This window comes from Photobacterium sp. SP02 (genome assembly GCF_038519165.1).
Lineage (GTDB): Bacteria > Pseudomonadota > Gammaproteobacteria > Enterobacterales > Vibrionaceae > Photobacterium > Photobacterium halotolerans.
The window spans coordinates 1-19,741 of record NZ_JASJOJ010000027.1 but is presented as its reverse complement, the minus strand read 5'-3'; the positions used below and the strand labels follow the sequence as shown (position 1 = coordinate 19,741).

Below are 19,741 nucleotides of genomic sequence, written 5' to 3'. Positions count from 1 at the left end.
TGGTAGTGTTTTGTGACATGACTTTGGTCTGAACACCCGGCGGAATGAAAATAAACAGTGAGGCGCTTCACGCTTTACTACTCTCACTTTTTTGCCCTGAATCAGCACAGATTGGACTGATTTTATTGTGATCCTTGTTAATAAAGTGACAGGTTATCAGGGTGTTAGCGATTCAATGCTCGTTATCCCGAATCTCTTTTGCCGTAGAAGAACTGGACATAAATCGATATTTTTATATCAAAATGAGACTTTCGATATCAATTTGATTTGACGCGGTCGAAGTTTGTGCATAAATTTAACTCAAATGAAATATCTTTAACATCTCGTAAACATCTTTCACTGAGAGCAAAAATATTTCATTCACTGGTTTATTTCTCAATCTGAAGCTTGGTCGCGGTATCACAAGCTGGTGGCAGTAGGTTGAAAGTTCGTAATCCCCCAAACAAAGGAGAGTGGGATGAGCAAGTTACGTGTCATGAAGAAAACGCTTCAGATGGCTACCGCCACTGTGGCACTGTCCATTCTGTCCGCTACCTCACCAGCCATGGCTGAAACCAAAGCGGCAACGCCGTTTAAGTGTAAGCCGGGTGAAACCTATTACATGAACGTGATGGTATCCGGTGTGGAGTACTGGTTCCCTGTCTATGAAATGATGAAGGAAGCCGCACGCTCAATGGGTTGTAAAACTGTCTATACCGGCACGCCGGAATACGATGTGAATAAACAGCTTGCGTCATTTGAGCAGATTCTGGCGAAGAAACCGGCCGGTATCTTGCTGCACCCCATGAACCCGGATCCCTTTATTGAACCGATTAACCGGGCGGCAGAAATGGGGATTCCTGTGGTGACCTTTGCAGCGGATTCACCTAACAGTAAGCGGGTGTCCTTTATTACCTCGGATAACTATCAGGAAGGTAAGTTCGCCGCCGATGCCGTGGCGGAAGACATGGGCGGTAAAGGTGAGTACGCGGTGCTGGAGAACCCGGGCCAGGACAACCACGACAGACGCGTGAGCGCCTTTATTGCGCGCATGAAGTCGAAGTGGCCTGACATGAAGCTGGTGTCCCGCGCGGCCAGTAATACCGATGCCACCAAAGCCTATAACTCTCTGATGACCATGGCGCAGGCGCACCCGAATCTGGGCGCTGTCTTTATGCCTGAAGCAACCTCTGCCATGGGCGCAGCGCAGGCAGCCAAAGAACTGGGCGGCAAAATCCGCGTGTTCAATGCCGACGTGAACGCCAAGATCCTCGACATGATCAAGCAAGGTGAGATCTTCGGTGCGGTGAACCCGAACCAGGGCATGCAGGGCTATATGGGCATGATGCTGCTGTATATGGCGGCGCACCCTGGCCTGATTGATCCGATGAACGACCATGACCGTGCCGGGTATAACCCAATGAGCGTGCCGTTCGTCGATAACGGTTTCTCCATTGTCACCAAAGCCAATGCTGATGATTTCTACTGGGATAAGTACCTGTCGAAACGCGGCACTAAAGGTATCAACGAGTAAGTCCTACCCTGCTGAGGCCCGGTATCCGGGCCTCTTCCCTCAGCATACTCATGGAGGAGAGACGGTGGAAACGTCCAACACAACGCCAGTGCTTGAGATCCGAAATGTGACCAAAACCTTTGGTTCGACAACCGCGCTGAATAATATCCGCTTCGATTTACTGCCCGGTGAAGTGCATGCCATTGCCGGTGAAAACGGTGCCGGCAAGTCTACGCTGATGAAAATCATCGACGGCATACACCAGCCGGACAGCGGGGAAATGTTTATTAATGGCGAAAAAGTGGTGGTCAGCAGTCCGTTAGAAGCACAGAAGCTGGGCATCGGATTTGTCCATCAGGAAATCGCACTCTGCTCTGATGTGTCAGTGGCTGAAAACATCATGATGGCGAAAATCAACAGCTCGGATGGCTGGCTGGTGGATTACAAAACCTTATATCGCGAAGCCTATGAGGTCGTCAGTCAGCTGGCCGATATCGACCCGCGACAGAAAGTGTCTGATCTGACTATCTCTAATCAGCAACTGGTGGAAATTGCCAAAGCCCTGGTGCTGGACTGCAAAATTCTGATCCTGGATGAGCCGACAGCGGCGCTGACCGATCAGGAAACCGACATCCTCTTTGCCATTATGCAGACACTGAAAGCACGGGGGATCAGCATCATTTACATCAGTCACCGCATGGCGGAGATTTTTGAGCAGTGCGACCGGGTCAGCGTATTCCGTGACGGCCATTACATCCATACCAAACGGATAGAGGACACCACACCACAGGCGATTGTTCAGAGCCTGGTCGGGCGTGAAATTGCCAACCTGTATCCGCCGAAATGCCAGGGTCAGGTCGAGAATAATCCGGTGATCCTCGACGTTGAAGGCCTGTCAGACGGGCAGAGATTTAACGACATTGATTTTAAGGTGTATCAGGGTGAAATCTTTGGCGTCGCCGGTCTGATTGGCGCCGGGCGTTCAGAAATGGTCAAGGGCCTGTGCGGCCTGCACACCAAACAGCGCGGCCAGCTGAGATTCAACGGCCAGCCGATCACCATTAACTGTTATCGCGATGCGATAGACAAAGGCATTGTCTATCTCTCGGAAGACCGTAAAGAAGAAGGTCTGTTTCTGGATTTATCCATTGCCGTTAATGTCTCTGCGCTCAAGCTGGAACTGGTGTCTGAGCACGGTCTGATTAGCAAAGACAAGGAATTTGATCAAACCCAGACCCTGACCGACAGACTGAACCTGAAAAGCGGCAGCCTGCATCATAAGGTGTCGTCGCTCAGCGGGGGCAACCAGCAGAAAGTCGCTCTGGCCAAAATCCTGTCGGTGAACCCTAAGCTCATCATTCTCGATGAGCCGACCCGGGGCATCGACGTGGGGGCAAAATCTGAAATTCACAAACTGATCCGCGATCTGGCAAACACAGGTGTCGGCATCATTGTCATCTCTTCAGAATTACCGGAAGTCATCGGCCTGAGTGACAGAGTCATGGTGATGCGCGAGTCGCGTCAGATGGGGCTGCTGACCGGGGATCATATTACTGAGCAGAACATCATGCACCTTGCGTCCGGTTCCGCGGAACTGACGCAGGCAGCCGTACAGGCGTAATGCAGGAGAACATAATAATGACTATTGAACATGTATCTACACCCGGCACTTCGGTTACCGGTAAAAAACGTTCCTTCCGTGATGCGCTGGTGCGCGTCAGTCAGATGCGGGAATTCACGCTGATCCTCATCATAGTGGCGATGTTTATCGGCATGAGCTTTGCCTCACCGTATTTTCTGACCTGGGCCAATATGAAAGCCATGCTGCTGTCGTTTTCCACCGAAGGCATTGTGGTGGTCGGCATGACCATGCTGTTGATTGTCGGCGGGATTGACCTGTCGGTCGGCGCAGTGATGTGTCTGGCCATGGTGTTTGCCGCCAAGCTCTTCATGCTGGGCATGAACCCCTGGCTGGCCAGCCTGGCCTCTATCGGTTTCAGCGGTTTCATCGGCTGGCTGATGGGGCTGTGCGTCACGCGGCTGGGCTTGCACCATTTCATTGTCACCCTGGCCTTTATGGGACTGGCGCGGGGGGCCAGCATGATCATCACTCAGGGCACGCCCATTTCGCTGTTCACTCTGCCGCCTGAATTTAAGTTTGTCGGTCAGGGAACCCTGTTCGGGGTGCCGTTCTCTATCATCATTTTCTTTGTGGTGATCATTATCAGCGACTTCCTGCTGCGAAATGCCAAAGCTTTCCGCAAGATTTTCTACACCGGCAGTAACGAGAAAGCCGCGCAGTACTCGGGCGACAACACCAACAAGGTGAAGCTGTACGTCACCGTCTTGTCCTCCGCGCTCTGCGGTCTGGCCGGGATCATCTATATGTCGAAATTCGGTGCGGCAACGCCCAACTTCGGGGTCGGGCTGGAGCTGAACATTATTGCTGCAGCGGTGATCGGCGGCGCGAGCCTCAAAGGCGGCGAAGGCACCATCTTCGGGGCGATTCTGGGGATAGCGCTGCTGAGTGTGGTGTCCAGCTCACTGATTCTGCTCGATGTGTCTGTGTACTGGCAGGAGTTCATTAAAGGGCTGATCCTGCTGGCGGCTGTGGCGGCGGACCACCATTTGCACCAGAAGTCGAAAGCCAAATCCTGAGAGGGCTGAACCTATGCAAACCACAACGAAAAGCCTGGATGTCTCCCGCCTGGTGAGCAAGGTGCTGTTCTCGCATTACAAGGAGAATCGCAGCCAGGCGGAGATCTCGAAAAGCCTGGATCTGTCGCCGGCCAAGGTGAACCGCATTATCCGCCAGGCGCGGGAAGAGGGGCTGGTCGAAATTATCCTCAACATTCCGCACATGGGGGTCATGGAGCTGGAAAAGCAGCTGATGGCACGTACGGGTCTGCCTAAAGCGGTACTTTGTCCGTCCTATGCCGATGATCCTGTCGTTGGGTTTACGCAGATTGCGGAAGTGGCGGCGGAATTTTTACAGGACACCCTGCGTAAGAATGATGTCATCTGCATCAGTGGCGGCAAGGCACTGGCCACCATCGTCGACGTGATGAAGCCGGTGAAAGGCATGAACGTGACTGTGGTGCCGGCCACCGGCGGGGTGCAGGGCACGCATTTTACCGATGTGAACTATCTGGCCTCGGCACTGGCGGAAAAGCTGGGGGGCCGCTCGATGCAGCTTCATGCGCCCTTGTTTGCAGATACGCAGTCGGACCGTGACATGCTGATCAACATGCGGGCCACCAAGGAAGTGCTGGAGATGGCCCGGCATGCCGACATCGCGCTGGCGGGTATCGGCGCGGTGGCGAAAGGCGATGAAAGCTACTTCGACCTGCGTCACTGGATCAACGGCGAAAAAGCCCTGGTGGCAGAGAGCCAGTGCAAAGGGGAAGTTTTTGCGCATCTGTATGACCAGTCCGGCTCGGCCTGCATTCCGGCGCTGAACGACAAGCTGGTCGGCCTGTCGCTGGCGGAAATGCGCCAGATCCCGGTCAGTATCGGCGTTGCAGCCGGGGCTGAAAAAGTGATGCCGATTGCTGCTGCGCTGCGCGGCGGTTTTCTCAACACCTTGATCACTGATGAATCGACCGCACAGGGTGTGCTCGATGCATATTGAAACACAGAAGAATTGTTAACTTGAGAGGGATGACCATGAACAAAAGACAGTTAGGTTTTTCAGGTATTGATGCCTCCGTGATTGGCCTGGGCACCTGGGCCATGGGTGGCTGGATGTGGGGCGGCACCAATGAAAAGGATGCCGTTGCCGCGATTCAGGAATCGATCACTTGCGGCGTTTCGCTGATTGACACCGCCCCGGCATACGGACTGGGCCGCTCGGAAGAGCTGGTGGGCAAAGCCATCAAGGGCCAGCGCGATAAAGTGGTGCTGGCCACCAAATGTGGCCTGGTCTGGCACACCCAGCAAGGCAACCATTTCTTCGATGAGGAAGGCAAGCCGGTGCACCGATATCTTGGCCGCGATGCCATTCAGTATGAACTGGAGCAAAGTCTGCGTCGTCTGGGGACAGATTATATCGATCTCTACATCACCCACTGGCAGGACCCGACCACACCGATTGAAGAAACCATGAACACCCTGATGGATCTGAAACAGCAGGGCAAGATCCGTGCGATTGGCGTCAGCAATATCAGCCTGGACGATCTGAAGCAGTATCAGCGCTTCGGCACTGTCGATGCGGTGCAGGAAAAGTACAACATGATTGAGCGTGAGCTTGAGCAGAGCCTGTTGCCGCATACCCGCGCCACCGGGGTGTCCTGCCTGAGTTATTCCTCGCTGGCACTGGGGCTGCTGAGCGGAAAAATCTCCGCCGACCGTACGTTTGACGGCGATGATCAGCGGTTGTCGAATCCTTTGTTTTCCCAGCCCAACCGCCAGATAGTGCAGCAGTTCTGCCAGTCGGTCACGCCGCTGGCTAAAGACTACGGCATCTCGGTCGCCCAGCTGGTGATTGCCTGGACCTTGTCGCAGCCGGGCATTACCTATGCCTTGTGCGGCGCCCGCAATCCAACCCAGGCGGCTGAGAATGCGCGGGCCGGAGAGGTGAATCTGGCAGCGACGGATGTGGATACCATCAGCACGCTGGTGACCCAGTCGCTCAGCCAGTTACAGACGGACTGATGTGATTCCCACCCACAATAAGAATCGATAAGGGGAGCAGTATGGCAGGCGATGGAAAACAAAGGCGGGAACGATTACCCCAGGATGCGCATTTCGATGTGCTGATAGTCGGTGGCGGTATCAACGGGATCAGTGTGTACCGGGAGTTGTCTTTGCAGGGGGCGAAAGTCTTGCTGGTGGAGAAAGAGGATTTCTGCAGTAAAGCCAGCGCCGCGCTGTCACGGATGATTCACGGTGGCCTGCGGTATCTGGAAAACGGCGAGTTTGCCCTGGTCAGGGAATCGCTGGCAGAGCGGAACCGCCTGCTGGTCAATGCGCCGCATTATGTGCAGCCGCTGGTTACCACGATTCCGATCTTTTCTCGCTGGTCCGGGCTGTTTTATGCGCTGTTTAACTTCACCGGACTGATGGACAAACCCAGTCGCCGCGGGGCACTGGTGATTAAACTGGGGCTGTGGTTCTACGACTTTTTCACCCGGCGTGATCAGCGCCTGGCCAAACACCGTTTCTTCTCGCAGTCTGAAACGGCAGTGCGCTGGCCACAGTTCGATCCCGCTGTGGCCTGCAGCGCCGATTACTACGATGCCTGGATCAGTGCCCCTGAGCGTCTGGCAATGGAGGTGCTGAGCGACACGGGCGAGCAAAGCGACAGTCTGGCCTGTAACTATACCGAGTTGCTGGGCCGTGACGGTCAGCGTTTTACCCTGCGTGACACCTTAACAGGGGAAACCAGCACGATCAGCGCAGACAAACTGGTCAATGCCACCGGGGCCTGGGTCGATCAGACCAATGATCGGCTGGGACTGGCGTCGGGTTATCTGCAGGGCACCAAAGGCTCGCACATTATTGTCCGCCACCCTGAGTTACTGGCCGAGCTGGACGGGCACATGGTGTTTTACGAGAACCCGGAAGGGCGGGTGTGCATTCTGTTTCCCTACTACGGCAACGTACTGATCGGCTCGACAGATATTCCGGTGGCAGATCTGGATGCCGTGACCTGTACCGATGACGAAATTGACTACATGCTCGACTCACTGAAAGCCGTGTTTCCGGCACTGGTGATTGAGCGGGAAGACATAGTGTATCAGTTCAGCGGCGTACGCCCGTTGCCGTCGGTGAAAACCTCGACCACAGGGCAAATTCCGCGCAGTCATGCACTGCGGGTGGACAGGACGGAAGACGGTCAGGTGCGTCTGTATTCTCTGATCGGCGGCAAATGGACGACATTCCGCGCCTTCGGGGAAGAAGTGGCCGATCAGATTTTATCGGACATGGCGCTCCCCCGCCGGGTTTCTACAACCGACCGGCCCATCGGCGGCGGCAGGGATTTCCCTGTGACAGATATCGAACGCAAAGCCTTTACTAAAGCAGCCCATGCCCAATACGGCCTGAGCGAAGCCAGAGCAGAGGTGCTGCTGCAACGTTACGGCACTCAGTGCCTGGCGGTGATGGCATACCTGGCCGCCGGTGAGGATACGGTGCTGACCAGCCTGCCGGCGTACACAAGGCGCGAGCTGATGTACCTGATTGAACACGAGGCGGTGTGCCGTACGCTGGATCTGCTGCAGCGCCGCACTTCGGTGGCAATTGCAGGACAGATAAACAATCAGGTACTGGCTGAAGTCACCGAGCTGGTGGCCGCGACGCTGGGCTGGAATGAACAGCAAACAAAACAGGATCTGGCAGAAAGTTGTCGTCAGTTACAGCTACATCATGGTCTGGCCGTCAGCACTGAACAGGTTGAGCAAATCTGGACCACATCTTTTTCAGGAGGAAACTATGTATATCAGTAAGAAAGTAAGGATGAACCGGCTGTTTAACAACGGCCGTTGTCTGGACGTGGCACTGGATCACGGTGTGTGTAACGAGCCGTCTTTTCTCGATGGTCTGGAAAACATGGACTCTGTGGTCAGCCAGCTGGTGGAAGCCAGGCCCGACGCGATTCAGATGAACTATGGTCAGAGCGACCTGCTGCAAAACGTTGACGGCAAAGACAAACCGGCTCTGGTGATGCGGCTGGATATGGGCAATCCGTATAACACCATTCGCCACCGTCATATGTGGGCTGTGATGCAAAATGATCAGGAGCCGGTACTGCAGGCGCTGCAGATGGACGCGGCTTGCGTAGTGGTCAACCTGTTTATGCTGCCCGATGAGCCGGATCTGTTCCGTCAGTGTGTGGTCAATATCAGCAAAGTGAAAAACGACTGCGACAAATACGGCATGCCGCTGATGATTGAACCGCTGGTGATGCAGCCGGCCAGTTCGGGTAAAGCCTATGCGGTCGACGGTGATGCGGAAAAGATAGTGACTCTGGTGCGTCTGGCCCGCGAAATGGGCGCAGACATCATCAAAGCCGATCCAACGGCTGATGCGTCAGAGTTCCACCGTGTGGTCGAAGCGGCGCGTTGTCCTGTGCTGGTCCGCGGCGGCGGCAAAGAAGATGTCGAAGTGGTCTTCAGCAAGGCGCGTCAACTGCTGGATCAGGGCGCATTGGGCATGGTGTATGGCCGGAATATTTACCAGCACCCTAACCCGAGCCGCATCGTGCAGGCATTCATGGCGATGATCCACAACAACGCCAGCGTGTCGGATGCACTGGCCATTTATCAGCAGTAATTATTCACTGTCAGCAAGAAAAGGAAGCAAGCAATGACACCATACGTACTGGGTATAGACTGCGGAAACACGGGAATAAAAGTGGCGCTCTTTGATTTACAGGGCCGCGAAATCGGTGCGCTGGGCGATAAAGTGGCGACGCATTTTCCTGCACCGGGTTTTGCTCAGTGCGATATGGCAGCGCTCTGGACGCAGTGCGCAACCCTGATACGCCGCCTGCTGGAAGAGTGGGCCGTGCAGTCCGGGCAGGTGGTGGCCGTCGGGTGCAGCGGTCATGGTAACGGGCTGTACCTGCTGGACCACGACACTATGCCCCTGCTGGCGATCAAATCGCTCGATTGCCGCGCCAGTGATCTGGTGCAGACGATAAAAAATCAGCCCGACTATGAGTTGATTCAGGAGCTGAACCGTCAGGGCGTCTGGCCGGCACAATCGGCCACCCTGCTTTGCTGGCTCAGGCAGTATCACCCGGAGACATACCAGAGCATCGGCAGCGTCCTGTTCTGTAAGGATTATCTGAATTTTTGTCTGACCGGCGAGATATCGACCGAGTACGGGGATCTCAGTGCGTCGGGTTTATACGATTTTTCAGCAGGAGAGGCGTCGGCCGCTTTGCTTACTGCATTAGCTATCCCAGAGATGCAGCAGGCGATTCCCGACATCAGGGAATGTCAGGATGTTATGGGCCGGGTGAGCAGGGAAGCGGCGGCGTTAACCGGACTGAGCGAAGGCACGCCTGTGGTCAGTGGCTGTTTTGATATCGTGGCCTGCGCTATCGGCTCAGGGGTCTGGCAAAGCCAGGCCGCCTCTGTGATTGCCGGTTCCTGGAGCATTAATCAGGTGGTGACGGACACCTTACCGGGCAGGGATGTCTTTATGGCCTGCCATTTTCCCGGCCAGCGTTATCTGGCGGTGGAGTCGAGTGCGACCTCGGCCTCGAACCTTGAATGGTTCATCTGTGAATTTTTCAAACAAGAAAAACAGCAAGCCAAAACCCACAATGTCGATCTTTTTCAGCAACTCAATGCCATGGTGGCTGACACCGTGATCAGTGACGATCTGCCGCTGTTTCACCCTTATCTCTACGGCGGCTGTGACAATCAGCCGGTGCAGGGGAATTTTTTCGGGCTGGCCGGATGGCATAAAAAATCGGACTTACTCTATGCCGTCTATGAAGGCATTGTCTTTGGTCACTTAGAACATGTCGGCCAGCTCAGGCTGGCGGGTCAGCATATCGACACTGCGGTTCTCAGCGGCGGGGCCGCCAAAAGTCCGGTCTGGAGCCAGCTGTTTGCGGATGTGCTGGATGTTGCGATTCAGACCTCCGACTGCACCGAAGCCGGTGCCAGAGGGGCGGCGATGGCTGCCGCAACCGGTGCAGGCTGTTTTCCGGCTCTGCAGCAGGCGGTAGCCGCGATGGCCAAGCTCAATACGCCTCTTACGCCCAGGCCTCAGCAGCAAGCCATTCTTCATCAGCGCTACCAGCGTTACCTGGCGGTGTCGAACGCCTTGAAAGGGCTGATGTCATGACTCTCAGGTAATTTATTGAATATCAATGGGTTAACTTCGCTGTTTCGGTGGCTGTGCTACCGGAACGGCTTTGCCGATCCTGATGTTTAACGACTTTGCTCAGCCTCTCAAAATTGATTTATTTTGATATTTTTTGTCTCATTTTTACCAGTATGTGCTCTATATTATGTAGATGACTACAAGGTGGAAAGGATGAAAGGGATGACACAACGAATTGTAATGCCCGGCCTGATGGAAATAGGGGCTGGCGCGCTGGATAAAGTGGCAGACATGCTGACATTGCTCTCTTGCCGTCAGCCATTGATTATCAGCGACCGAGTGATGTCTGAGCTGGGTTATGTCCGCCGGGTGGAAATCGCACTGGCGGCGGTAGGGTTGGAGTGCGGTGTCTTTCTGGATACCGAGCCGGAGCCGACTGAGGCCTCTATCCTGCCGGCGGTTGATCAGGTGGTGACAGGTCAGTTTGACTGCCTGATTGCGCTGGGCGGCGGCAGCGCCATCGACAGCGCAAAAGCCATTGGTCTGCTGGCACAGCACGGCGGTCAGATGCGTGACTACAAAGTGCCCCATGTGGTGACAGAAGCCATCTTGCCCGTGATTGCGATTCCGACCACAGCAGGCACGGGATCGGAAGTTACCCGGGTGACCATCATCACCGATCAGGACACAGACGAGAAAATGCTGTGCATGGGGCCGGGACTGATCCCCCAGGCGGCGATCATCGACTATGAGCTGACCCTGTCGGTGCCGGCCCGTATCGCTGCCGATACCGGGATTGATGCCCTGACACACGCCATTGAAGCTTATGTCAGCGCCAAAGCCGGGGTGTTTTCCGATCAGCAGGCGCTGTCAGCCATGCGTTTGATAGCCCCGAATCTTCGCGAAGCGGTGAATACCCCTGGCAATCATGAGGCGAAAGAGAAACTGATGCTGGGAGCCACACTGGCCGGTATCGCCTTCTCCAACGCGTCTGTCGCATTGGTGCACGGCATGAGCCGTCCGATTGGCGCCCATTTCCATGTTCCGCATGGCATGAGCAATGCCATGTTATTGCCCGCGATTACCGAGTTTTCCATTCCGGCCAGTCTGGCGCGTTATGCCGACTGCGCCCGCGCGATGGGGCTGGCTGATGACATCGTTAGTGATGAAGAAGCCGTGCAGCGTCTGATGTCTGAGCTGACCCAGCTTAACGTCGATCTGCAGGTGCCGGCGATGTCGGATTTCGGGATTGACCGGCACCAGTATCATGAGCTGCTGGACATCATGGCGGAGCAGGCGCTGGCATCGGGTTCACCGAATAATAATCCGCGCATTCCGAGCAAGAATGAAGTGATTGAACTGTATAAAAAGGTATGGAGTTAATGATGATTGGAAATTACATCAACAGTGAGTTAGTGCCAGTAACCTCAGATCGCAATCTGCCGGTCACGGATCCGGCCACCGGCAAAGTGATCGATCAGGTTGGCCTGTCCAGCGTGGCGGATACCGAGCAGGCGATCGCCAGCGCGGAAGCGGCATGGCCGGCCTGGGCGCAAATGACACCGCTCAATCGCTCGCGCATTCTGTTTCGCTTCAAAGCCTTGCTGGAACAGAACATGGACGAGCTGGCAACACTGATCAGCCGCGAGCACGGAAAAGTACACAGTGATGCGTTAGGCGAATTAACCCGCGGGCTGGAAGTGGTCGAATTTGCCTGCGGCATTCCCCATCTGCAAAAAGGCGAACACAGCCGCAATGTGGGCACAGATGTGGACTCGCATTCAATGCTGATGCCTTTGGGCGTGTGTGCGGGGATCACCCCGTTTAATTTCCCGGTCATGGTGCCCATGTGGATGTTCCCGATTGCCCTGGCCACCGGCAATACCTTCGTGCTGAAACCGTCAGAGAAAAACCCGTCCGCGGCGCTGAGACTGGCGGAATTACTGACTCAGGCCGGACTGCCGCCAGGGGTGTTTAATGTCGTGCAGGGCGATAAGGAGTCGGTGGATGTGCTGCTGAGTGATCCCAGAGTCAAAGCGGTCAGTTTTGTCGGCTCGACACCGATTGCGGAATACATCTATTCACAGGGCTCGGCACACGGCAAGCGGGTGCAGGCACTGGGCGGTGCGAAAAACCATCTGGTGGTGATGCCGGATGCGGATTTGGATCAGACGGTCAATGCCCTGATGGGCGCCGCCTTTGGCGCGGCCGGAGAACGCTGCATGGCAATTTCCGTCGCGGTCGCCATAGGTGACGAAGTGGCCGATAAGCTGGCAGAGAAACTCACGGCCCGGATTCGTGAGTTGCGGGTCGGGCCGGGCTATGGCCAGTCGGTTGAGAACGAAATGGGGCCGCTGATCACCGACGATCACATGAAACGCGTCAGCAGTTATATCGACCAAGGTGAAGCTGAAGGCGCCACTTTACTGGTGGATGGCCGTGATTATCAGGTCCCCGGCTTTGAAAACGGTTATTACGTTGGCGGCACCTTGTTTGATCACGTCACCCCTGAGATGACCATTTACCGCGAAGAAATCTTCGGGCCTGTCCTGTCAATGCTGCGCGCCCAGTCGCTGGAGGAAGCCCTGACGTTGATCAATGCGCATGAATTCGGTAACGGTACTGCCATTTTCACTGCCGACGGTGAAGCGGCACGCCGGTTCAGCGACAAAGTGGAAGTGGGGATGGTCGGGGTGAACGTGCCGATTCCTGTGCCCATGGCGTTCCATTCTTTTGGTGGCTGGAAGCGTTCCCTGTTCGGGCCGCTGCACATGCACGGCAGCGATGGAGTGCGTTTCTTCACCCGCATGAAAACCATCACCACCCGCTGGCCGAAAAACCAGCAGCAACAGGCTGACTTTGTCATGCCGACCATGAAATAACACCTCAAAAGAGCGGCTTCCCAATGCAGGAAGCCGCCTCAATAATAAGCGGCTTTCAGCCGCGGCTCAGTTGGCGAAGTTTTGCAGTAATCACGATCAATCAACCCTACTCACTAACCGAGGTTGAGGGGCGGTCTCTGAACAGTCCCCATGCAGTTCAATTCTGCGCTAGTGATACAATAATTCATGGAGATCATTCATGGCTGCAATACGGAAGCGATTTAACCGCTACCCCGGCATACGACCTGTGCTGGGACTGCTCGCCTCGCTCGGACTCAGTGCGTCAGTCACGGCGGCACAGGGACCCGGGCTGGGAAACCTTAACTACAGTTCAGGCGAAGCTTACACTCATGTGTCATACCCGCTGGTGGATGACACCACCGGATTTCTGCCGCCGGATTACCCCGGCAGTAAACACTATGGCGTGAATGTCATGACCATGCTCAACGGGTATATGGTCGGTATTTTCGCCCCGGACAGCGGCGGCGGCCCCGGTGGCTGGATTGCGCTGGATGCCTCAGACCCGACCAACCTGTCTTTGGTCAAGATGGTCTATGAACCCGATACCAGTAATCAGTACCGTACCGGCAACGGCCTGCGTACCGCGGAGTTTCGCGAGCCGCATTCTTTTGGTCTGAGTGAAGACAATCTGATTGCCATCCAGACCGGGAAAGGGATTGAAATCTGGGATTGGTCTGATGTCAATAATCCGATTCAGGTCTCTAAGCTGCCCATTTCGGGCGTCAATTTTGGTGACTACAATAACGTGTCCTGGCAGCTGTTCTGGCAGGCACCTTATTTGTATGTGGCCCGTGGTAATGCCGGGTTAACCATAGTGGATACCAGCAACGTTAATAATCCTTCGATAGTGAAAACCATTCCTACCTCGCAGCTGGGCGGTTTCAACGTTGGTCCGGTCTTTGTGGTGGGCAACAAGATGTTCCTGTCGAGCATGGAAACCACTGCGGGTTTTTCTATTCTGAACCTGGATGATCCGGAAACCCCGACACTGGAGAAAACCCTCAGCTCCCTGCCGGAGAAATATTATGCCTCGTGCTGGGACGGTAAATATGCCTTCTTCGGCGCCCGCTCTACCGCGGACAAGCTGAGAATTTACGATACAACAACAACGCCCATGACACTGGTGCACGATCAGTTGTCCGGGTTCCAGAATCTGTACTGTAACGTGCAGGATAATAAGCTGTTTCTCGGGAACCAGGACGATATCTCGGTCTTGGATATCACCAATATCAGCAACATACAGCTATCAGGCAGCGGCTCGCTCAATGCCGCAGGCGGCGATACCGACCATGGCCAGGTGTTTCCGTTCGGCAATATGGTCTGGGTCGGCAATGACCACGGCACCGGCAGCGGTTTAATTGCCCATCAGGCCGGGCCCGACAACACGCCTCCGGCGATTGTTCACAGCAGTCCGGCAATCGATTCAACACTGCAACCCCGTTCGTCACGGGTCGGGATTGTCTTTTCCGACAGCCTGCTGATGGAGTCGGTCAACAGCAATACCTTTACGGTCACCCAACTGGGCAGCAGTACCCCGGTCAGCGGGACTTACAGTGTGAATTTAGGGTTTGCTAACTTCACACCGGATAGCCAGTTAGATGCCGACAGCATTTATGTGGTTGAAGTAGATGGTATTGAAGACTTTGCCGGTAACCCGCTGCCAGCGACCAGCTACCGTTTCTCCACCGGGTCTGCCGTTGGTCACGATATTACACTTGGCAGCGCGGCTCAGGTGACGCTGGGTACGCCCATTTCCTTCTCAGCCTCGGCTTCTCCTTTGCTGGGCGGCAACCTGGAGTATTCCTGGGACTTTGGTGACGGCACGCCGCCAACCGCATTTTCCGGCAATGGCTCGGTCAGTCACACCTACAGCTCGCCAAATCACTGGAATGCCATTGTGACGGTGCGTGAATCGGGCTCACTGACCACGAGTAAAACGCAGCAGCATACTGTGTACAACCCGCTGACGCTGAACACGCCGACGACCGCCAGTACCCTAGTGAAAGATGCCAACCGGGTGTACGCGGTCAATGAGGATAACGGCACCGTCTCGGCGATCAGCCAGGTCTCGCCGTTCGGCAAAGTGTGGGAAACCCAGGTCGGCGAGAAACCCCGCACCCTGGCGATTGCCCCTGACGGCAACCTCTGGGTCGCGAATCAGGACAGCGACAACATCAAAGTCTTGTCTGCCACCGGCAGCGTACTGCATACCATAGATCTGCCGCGCGCCAGCCAGCCGCATGGTGTGGTGTTTACGCCGGACGGCAGTGCGGCGCTGGTCACTTTGCAGGCAACCGGCGAAGTGGTCAAAATCAACCCGTCGAACCGAACGATTACCGGCACAGTCAGTGTGGGCCAGAGCGCCAGAGGGATCGCTGTTGACAGCGATTCGGCCACCGCACTGGTGACACGGTTTATCTCACCTCAGTCGCACGCTGAAGTTGTGGCTGTGCATATCGGTTCGATGTCAGTGGACTCTGTGGTCAATCTGCAGAAAGACACCACCACTGTGGATGGCGAAGACAGAAGCCGCGGGATCCCGAATTATCTCAATGCGGTTACTATCTCGCCGGACGGTCAGTCGGCATGGATCCCGGCGATCAAAGCCAATGTGGATCGCGGTGAATACAATGAGGGGGATCCAAACCAGGCGCTGACCTTTGAAACCACCCTGCGTGCCATTACTTCGCAGATCAATCTCAACACACTGGCCGAAGTCCCCAGCCTGCAAATGGACATGGACGACAGGGCACAACCTAAAGCGCTGGTGTTCAGCGAGCTGGGCGATTATGTCTACATTGCGCTGGAAGGGCAAAACAGCGTCGAGGTACGTGATGCCTATACCCGTGAGCGGGCCAGTGAAATTGCCGACTCAGGTAAAGCGCCACGTGGTTTGGTGAAAGCCGGCAACTTGTTGTTCGTGCATAACTTCCTGTCGCGCACCATTTCGGTTCATGATTTAACGCCGTTTGTAAATCAGGGCGAGGCCATTGCCAAACTGGCGGATATTTCGCTGGTATCGAATGAAACCATGCATCCGCGCGTGCTGGCCGGTAAACAGATTTTCTACAACGCCAGCGATGCACGGATGACCCGTGATGGCTATATCTCGTGTGCCGGTTGCCATACCGACGGTGACAGTGATAACCGTGTCTGGGACTTTACCGATCGCGGTGAAGGGCTGCGAAATACCATTTCTCTGCTCGGCCGTGTCGGCATGGGGAATGGCCGGGTTCACTGGACAGCCAACTTCGATGAAATCCATGATTTTGAAAACGATATTCGTCTGGCGTTTCAGGGCGTAGGTTTTCTTGATGATGCCATCTTTGCGCTGACCTCGGATCCACTGGGCGCGAACAAAGCAGGCTACAGTGCCGATCTCGATAATCTGGCGTTTTACGTCAGCAGTCTGAATCAGTATCCACGCAGTCCGTACCGCAATCAGAACGGCAGCCTGACCGCAGCCGCATCAACCGGGAAGACGCTGTTCACCCAAAAAGGCTGCGACAGCTGCCACAGCGGCGATTTCTATACCGATAATCAACGCCATGATGTCGGCACCATTCAGGCCTCATCCGGTCAGGGAATCGGTACTTCGCTGGGCGGCGTCGGTTTTGATACGCCCACTCTGATTGGCGTCTGGTCAACACCGCCGTATTTCCATAACGGACAGGCCGCAACGCTCAATGATGTGTTGCAAACCGGCTCTCAGCACAGCGTCAGCAGTGCCAGCGAACGGGCAGCCCTGGTTGCTTACCTGGAGCAGATTGAATACGAAGGGCCGGAAATTGTGGTCCCTGAGCCACCGGCAGAAGCCACAGTGGTGTACCTGAGCGATCTGGCAGAAGTGTCATCCAGCAATGGCTGGGGGCCGTTTGAAAAAGACGCCAGCAACGGTGAGGCGGCTTCGGATGACGGCGGCACTATCTCGATTGGCGGCACCCAGTATCAGAAAGGTCTGGGCGTGCATGCCGAATCTGAAGTGGTGTATGACATCAGCAATGGCGACTATACCCAGTTCCGCGCCTTCGTCGGGGTCGATGATGAAGTCGGTGACAGCGGCAGCGTGGTGTTTGAAGTCTGGGTCGACGGTGTGCTGAGTTATCAGAGCGGCACGCTGACCGGTTCAGACACCGCCCAGTATGTCTCCATTAATCTGAGCCCGGATAACTATGAGCTCAAACTGGTGGTGACCGGTGCCGGTAACGGTGTCGGCAGTGACCACGCCAGCTGGGGCGATGCCAAACTGCTGCAGTCTTCCGGCCAGAGTCAGTACAGCTATCTCAGCGACATGACTGAAACCGGCACGGTAATCAACGGCTGGGGGCCACTGGAAAAAGACACCAGCAACGGCGAAGAACTGGCCAACGACGGCAACCCGATCACCATTGGTGGGGCGGTCTACAGCAAGGGACTTGGGGTGCATGCGGATTCCAGCGTCACCTATACCCTGGTGGCCGGTGAGTATGACCAGTTCCAGGCGGTGATTGGTGTGGATGATGAAGTGGGCAATAACGGCAGCGTGGTGTTTGAAGTCTGGCTGAACGGCAGTCTGGCCTATCAGAGCGTGACGCTGACCGGCAGTCAGGGGCCGGTGACCGTGAATCTGCCGATTCCGTCTAACGTTACTGAGCTGAAACTTGTTGTGGGGACTGCGGGTGATGGCGATGGCTATGACCATGCGGATTGGGCTGATGCGCGGTTGAGGTACGCGAACTAGCGCTTTACTTTGGGGAGGTGGACTGGCTGACCGCCCGTTTTGCCCGGACAGTGCAGTGCCTGTCCGGGCATTTTTTATTTGCCCAGCGAAGCGGGCAAACCCTGAAGCTGTATTCTATTTAGAGTCTGTCTGGTATGTCGCGCTTGGGTTCGGTGGCAATCTCAGCATTTACGGATGCGCGCCAGACACTCTTTGCTGGCCCAAAGAGTGCCCAGAAATGCCTGTTTGTTCGTTGGTGTTGTCCGGGGCGGTTGTAGGCGCTCCCGGCGCCGACAACCTAAAAATTCGTCCTGAATTTTTCCCTGGGGGAGTGATTCCTTATGATGCCGTGAATGCAAAAAGCCGTCATTTCCGCGCAGGCGGAAATCCAGACAGCGAGTGCATTTCTAAAGATTGTGCGGGTATGTCGCGCTTGGGTTCAGCGGCAATCTCACCATTTGATAATGCGCGCCAGACACTCTTTGCTGGCCCAAAGAGTGCCCAGAAATGCCTTTTGATTCTTTGGTGTTGTCCGGGTCGGTTGTAGGCGCTCCCGGCGCCGACAACCTGAAAATTCGTCCTGAATTTTTCCCTCGGGATGAGGGAATGGTTAAGTTTGAAACATTAGTAATGTCCCGAAATCGATTTGAGTCACATCTTCTCATGCGTCGAGGCCACGATTTTTCTCCTAAGTTACCTAATGCGACGACTTTCTGTGAGACAGCGCTCGGTGTATAGCTAGTTGAACAGATATGCATGAATCATGCTTTCTGATCGTGACTTCGAATCGTGAGGGCGGTAGCGTGCAAAATATGCGGCGCTGCGGCGCGAATAGTACGTTGATACTCTTCTTATTCACAGTAGTTCAGTTTGTTTTTCTAATCTAATAGGAGTAGAGGAGGAGAATATCAGGGGCAGATTGAATCAGCGGTGTGAGCAGCCCATCCTTGCCATTGAGTTTTTGTCCGGACTGCAACGCTTTGGCAAGTACCTGGATATCAATGTCGTATTTATCAGTCATGATGTGTCTCTCCCTTTTTTAGGAAGTGTAGGAAAAGACACAAAACTTTGAACACTACCGATTTCAGGGTGAGAGCACGTATGCTCGCTTTTTGCTCACTAATAAATTCTCTCGAAACATCCGAACAACTATTGAACAACTCACATGTTTAGAACCTGTGGTAGATGGCTAAAAATCACTCTTTTTATAGCTCCTCACATGACATTTAAGTAGTGATTTTACAATTTATTAACTCGTGCTCTCGCCCTGCTACCGATTTCCGTTGTAGCTTGCCTAAAGTTTAAATTACTCGGGTTAACGACTTTCTTCTTACGATCTTTAGTTTTTAGAAAATATTACGCTTACATTATTTTGTTCAAGTACTTGTTGTAACTGACTAGGATCCTCGATGTAGCCAATACGAGTGTATGGATATGGGGTGTCAAAATCCTTGTAGAAGACAACTATAGTTTGATTACCCCACAACATGAGATCGCCATTATGAATACGTTTTGGATAGTGTTCATCAGTCGATATTGATTTAGGCAGTAGAGCGTGCTTTTCATTATTATTAAGGTCGCCCATGATGAGGGTAAATGGCAACATGTCGGAAAATTCACGCGCTGCCGGTGCGTTGATTAAGCTGGCTTTGAAACGATGCTCTCCAATGGTTATCCACATATACGAACTCTCCGATTTTGTGGCGGTGTGTTTAGCTGCGATTGGGTCTTCTACTAACTGGACTGCATAGCTGCTACTTAGCGTTAAACATAATAGTAATAATAGGCTAACTGATCTGATCCAATACTTTTGGACACCGCGTTAAGTGAGTAAAATGACTTATCGAGGTGAATATGACAACCAAA

The 19,741-nt window shown here is 54.5% G+C and carries 13 protein-coding genes; 11 read left to right on the top strand and 2 right to left on the bottom strand.

Annotation, left to right across the window (positions count from 1 at the left end):
* Positions 1-457 precede the first annotated feature (457 nt).
* The 11 genes from P0Y67_RS12935 (at position 458) to P0Y67_RS12885 (ending at position 17,896) form a co-directional block, all read left to right on the top strand.
* On the top strand, positions 458-1,513 hold the full coding sequence (locus P0Y67_RS12935; RefSeq protein ID WP_342392190.1) for a substrate-binding domain-containing protein: 1,056 nt from the start codon (positions 458-460) through the stop codon (positions 1,511-1,513).
* A 64-nt stretch (positions 1,514-1,577) separates the two neighbouring features.
* Positions 1,578-3,113 (top strand): sugar ABC transporter ATP-binding protein, encoded by a 1,536-nt coding sequence (locus P0Y67_RS12930; RefSeq protein ID WP_342392189.1) that lies wholly within the window; start codon positions 1,578-1,580, stop codon positions 3,111-3,113.
* A gap of 17 nt (positions 3,114-3,130) precedes the next feature.
* Complete coding sequence (locus tag P0Y67_RS12925; protein WP_342392188.1) at positions 3,131-4,150, top strand: ABC transporter permease; 1,020 nt, start codon at positions 3,131-3,133, stop codon at positions 4,148-4,150.
* Positions 4,151-4,163: 13 nt separating this feature from the next.
* Positions 4,164-5,123: a sugar-binding transcriptional regulator gene (locus P0Y67_RS12920; protein ID WP_342392187.1), complete on the top strand. Its 960-nt coding sequence runs from the start codon at positions 4,164-4,166 to the stop codon at positions 5,121-5,123.
* 35 nt (positions 5,124-5,158) lie between these two features.
* Positions 5,159-6,145, top strand: coding sequence for an aldo/keto reductase (locus P0Y67_RS12915; protein ID WP_342392186.1), 987 nt, complete (start codon positions 5,159-5,161; stop codon positions 6,143-6,145).
* A gap of 41 nt (positions 6,146-6,186) precedes the next feature.
* The gene (locus tag P0Y67_RS12910) at positions 6,187-7,938 is read left to right on the top strand and encodes a glycerol-3-phosphate dehydrogenase/oxidase (RefSeq protein ID WP_342392185.1); all 1,752 of its coding nucleotides are present in this window, start codon (positions 6,187-6,189) and stop codon (positions 7,936-7,938) included.
* Positions 7,925-8,764, top strand: a complete 840-nt coding sequence (locus tag P0Y67_RS12905; RefSeq protein ID WP_027251177.1) for a class I fructose-bisphosphate aldolase — start codon at positions 7,925-7,927, stop codon at positions 8,762-8,764. The genes P0Y67_RS12910 and P0Y67_RS12905 overlap by 14 nt, the downstream gene beginning before the upstream one ends.
* Before the next feature lie 33 nt (positions 8,765-8,797).
* The gene (locus tag P0Y67_RS12900) at positions 8,798-10,294 is read left to right on the top strand and encodes an FGGY-family carbohydrate kinase (RefSeq protein ID WP_342392184.1); all 1,497 of its coding nucleotides are present in this window, start codon (positions 8,798-8,800) and stop codon (positions 10,292-10,294) included.
* A 201-nt stretch (positions 10,295-10,495) separates the two neighbouring features.
* Positions 10,496-11,656 carry an iron-containing alcohol dehydrogenase gene (locus P0Y67_RS12895; protein ID WP_342392183.1) on the top strand — a complete coding sequence of 387 codons (1,161 nt, stop codon included), beginning with the start codon at positions 10,496-10,498 and terminating at the stop codon, positions 11,654-11,656.
* Positions 11,657-11,658: 2 nt separating this feature from the next.
* Positions 11,659-13,155, top strand: a complete 1,497-nt coding sequence (locus P0Y67_RS12890) for a CoA-acylating methylmalonate-semialdehyde dehydrogenase (RefSeq protein WP_342392181.1) — start codon at positions 11,659-11,661, stop codon at positions 13,153-13,155.
* A 199-nt stretch (positions 13,156-13,354) separates the two neighbouring features.
* Complete coding sequence (locus tag P0Y67_RS12885; protein ID WP_342392180.1) at positions 13,355-17,896, top strand: NPCBM/NEW2 domain-containing protein; 4,542 nt, start codon at positions 13,355-13,357, stop codon at positions 17,894-17,896.
* An 862-nt stretch (positions 17,897-18,758) separates the two neighbouring features.
* Here P0Y67_RS12885 and P0Y67_RS12880 read toward each other — a convergent pair.
* Positions 18,759-18,896 carry a hypothetical protein gene (locus P0Y67_RS12880; RefSeq protein WP_342392179.1) on the bottom strand — a complete coding sequence of 46 codons (138 nt, stop codon included), beginning with the start codon at positions 18,894-18,896 and terminating at the stop codon, positions 18,759-18,761.
* 318 nt (positions 18,897-19,214) lie between these two features.
* A complete protein-coding gene (locus P0Y67_RS12875) occupies positions 19,215-19,556 on the bottom strand; it encodes a cyclophilin-like fold protein (RefSeq protein ID WP_342392178.1) in 342 nt (113 codons plus the stop codon).
* Positions 19,557-19,741 lie beyond the last annotated feature (185 nt).

Bases quoted from the DNA above. Each gene is read 5' to 3' on its own strand.
- P0Y67_RS12935 (WP_342392190.1), top strand. From the start codon at position 458: ATGAGCAAGTTACGTGTCATGAAGAAAACGCTTCAGATGGCTACCGCC.
- P0Y67_RS12925 (WP_342392188.1), top strand. From the start codon at position 3,131: ATGACTATTGAACATGTATCTACACCCGGCACTTCGGTTACCGGTAAA.
- P0Y67_RS12920 (WP_342392187.1), top strand. From the start codon at position 4,164: ATGCAAACCACAACGAAAAGCCTGGATGTCTCCCGCCTGGTGAGCAAG.
- P0Y67_RS12915 (WP_342392186.1), top strand. From the start codon at position 5,159: ATGAACAAAAGACAGTTAGGTTTTTCAGGTATTGATGCCTCCGTGATT.
- P0Y67_RS12910 (WP_342392185.1), top strand. From the start codon at position 6,187: ATGGCAGGCGATGGAAAACAAAGGCGGGAACGATTACCCCAGGATGCG.
- P0Y67_RS12905 (WP_027251177.1), top strand. From the start codon at position 7,925: ATGTATATCAGTAAGAAAGTAAGGATGAACCGGCTGTTTAACAACGGC.
- P0Y67_RS12900 (WP_342392184.1), top strand. From the start codon at position 8,798: ATGACACCATACGTACTGGGTATAGACTGCGGAAACACGGGAATAAAA.
- P0Y67_RS12895 (WP_342392183.1), top strand. From the start codon at position 10,496: ATGACACAACGAATTGTAATGCCCGGCCTGATGGAAATAGGGGCTGGC.
- P0Y67_RS12890 (WP_342392181.1), top strand. From the start codon at position 11,659: ATGATTGGAAATTACATCAACAGTGAGTTAGTGCCAGTAACCTCAGAT.
- P0Y67_RS12885 (WP_342392180.1), top strand. From the start codon at position 13,355: ATGGCTGCAATACGGAAGCGATTTAACCGCTACCCCGGCATACGACCT.
- P0Y67_RS12880 (WP_342392179.1), bottom strand. From the start codon at position 18,896: ATGACTGATAAATACGACATTGATATCCAGGTACTTGCCAAAGCGTTG.
- P0Y67_RS12875 (WP_342392178.1), bottom strand. From the start codon at position 19,556: ATGTGGATAACCATTGGAGAGCATCGTTTCAAAGCCAGCTTAATCAAC.